Annotated in this window: 3 protein-coding genes; all 3 read left to right on the top strand. The window is 64.8% G+C overall.

Translation table 11 applies throughout. The features are described 5' to 3' along the window. The coding region (locus AC1DUU_RS30475) for an ABC transporter permease (RefSeq protein WP_476787045.1) at positions 1–652 on the top strand (652 nt) is incomplete at its 5' end. Next, complete coding sequence (locus AC1DUU_RS30470; RefSeq protein WP_476787044.1) at positions 649–1,536, top strand: ABC transporter permease; 888 nt, start codon at positions 649–651, stop codon at positions 1,534–1,536. The genes AC1DUU_RS30475 and AC1DUU_RS30470, both read left to right, overlap by 4 nt. Beyond that, on the top strand, positions 1,533–2,063 hold a 531-nt coding region (locus AC1DUU_RS30465; protein ID WP_476787043.1), incomplete at its 3' end, for an ATP-binding cassette domain-containing protein. The genes AC1DUU_RS30470 and AC1DUU_RS30465, both read left to right, overlap by 4 nt.

The following is a 2,063-nucleotide window of genomic DNA, read 5'->3' as shown; positions in this document are numbered from 1 at the left end:
GCCGACGACCTTGCGGCTGGCCGCGGTCGCCCTTTTCGTGTCGGTGCTGGTCGCTGGCGCAATCGCCTATGTCGCGACCGTCAGCCGTAGCGCGTGGTTGCGCAACACGCTCCATTCGCTGCCGTCGTTGTTCGTCTCGATCCCTGTCTTCTGGCTGGGCATCGCCCTGATCCAGGTCTTTTCGTTCCGGCTGAAGCTGATCTCGGTCATCAATCCCGGGCCGATGGAAATGCTGGTGTTGCCGGTTCTGGCCATCGCCGTGCCGATCTCGGCGCCGCTGGCGCAGATACTTATCCGCAGCATCGACGAGGTGCGCACGCGCCCCTTCGTGGCAGTGGCCCGCGCCAAGGGCGCCAGTCACAGGCGCGTGCTGGTAAGCCATGTCGCCGGTAACGCCATCCTGCCTGTGCTCACCATTGGCGGTGTGCTGTTCGGCGAACTCGTCGCAGGCGCAGTCATCACCGAAACCGTGTTCGGCCTCAACGGCATCGGCGCGCTGACCTACCTGTCGGTCAACACCCAGGACGTCACCGTCCTCCAGGCGATCGTGCTGATTTCTGCTGCCGGCTTCGTGCTCACCAACCTGATCGTCGATCTCCTCTATCCGGTCTTCGATCCCCGTCTTCGCAATCCCGCAGGAGCCAGCGCATGACCATCATCGATTCATTGGGCGCAGTCGGCGGCCTCGCGCCCCGAGACGCAAATGCGGCCTACGATCGCGAAGACCTTGCCGAACGGCTGAAACGGCTCCAGCCCAGCCTGGTTTTGGCCTGGCTGGTCATCTCGACCGTGGTGCTGTGGGCGCTGCTGCCCGGGCTGTTCACCGGCTATAGCGGCACCGAAGGCGTTGCTTCCGAAAAGCTCGCCGGGCCCAGTGCCCAGCATATCCTGGGCACTGATGCGCTCGGTCGCGACGTCTATGCGCGCATTGTCTATGGCGCGGTCCATTCTCTCAGCGGCGCCTTTGCGGCTGTCGCCGTCGGCTTCGTCATCGGTACCGCCCTTGGGGTGGTTGCGGCCGCCGCCGGCGGGCGCATCGAGGATGTCGTGATGCGCGTCGTCGATGTACTTTTGTCGATCCCGAGCCTGCTGTTGTCGCTCACCATCATCATCTTGCTCGGTTTCGGCACGGTGAACGCGGCAATCGCCGTGGGTGCCGCGTCCATCGGCAGCTTCGCCCGGCTGGCACGGTCCGAAGTGGTCCGTGTGCGCCGCAGCGACTATGTCGAGGCAGCCTTCGGCAGCGGCGGCAGCTTCAGATCGGTGCTGTTCCGCCATGTCCTGYCCAACTCGCTGACGTCGGTCATCGCCTTTGCCGCCCTGCAATTCGGCAACGCCATCCTCAACATCTCAACGCTTGGCTTCCTCGGCTATGGCGCCCCACCGCCCACGCCGGAATGGGGTCTGCTGATCGCCGAAGGCCGCAACTACGTCTCGACAGCCTGGTGGCTGACGACGGCACCTGGGATTGTCGTGGTGCTGGTGGTGCTCTCAGCCAATCGCATCAGCCGTTCCTTCGGTGGGAGCCGAGCATGACCGAATTGAAACTCGCCAACAAGGCAGCCACGACCGCTGCTGCGGCGCCCGTGCTCGAAGTCGACAAGCTGGTCGTTTCCTATGGTCATGGGACGCGCCGCGAGACTGTGGTCCACGGCATTTCCTTTTCGGTGCAGCCGGGCGAAGTGGTGGCGCTGGTTGGCGAATCCGGCTCCGGCAAGTCGACGACGGCCCATGCCGTGATCGGGCTCTTGCCCGAGAACGGTCGCGTCGAGGCCGGCGACATCAGGCTGAACGGCACCAGCATTTCCGGCTGGGCCGACAAGCGCCTCGACACCATCCGCGGCAAGGTGGTGAGCCTGATCTCGCAGGATCCAGTCAGCTCGCTCAACCCGGTCAAGACCATCGGCGACCAGGTCGGCGAGATCCTCAAGGTGCATCGGTGGGGCGACCGACGGGCGATCGCCGAGCGTGTCATCGAATTGCTCGATCGTGTCGGACTGCCGCAGCCGGAACTCCGGGCGAGGCAATTCCCGCACCAGCTTTCAGGCGGCATGCGCCAGCGC

This window comes from Aminobacter sp. P4_H6_2, from assembly GCF_056400805.1.
Note: the sequence above shows the minus strand (reverse complement) of the source record. Positions and strands in the feature narration are given on the sequence as shown.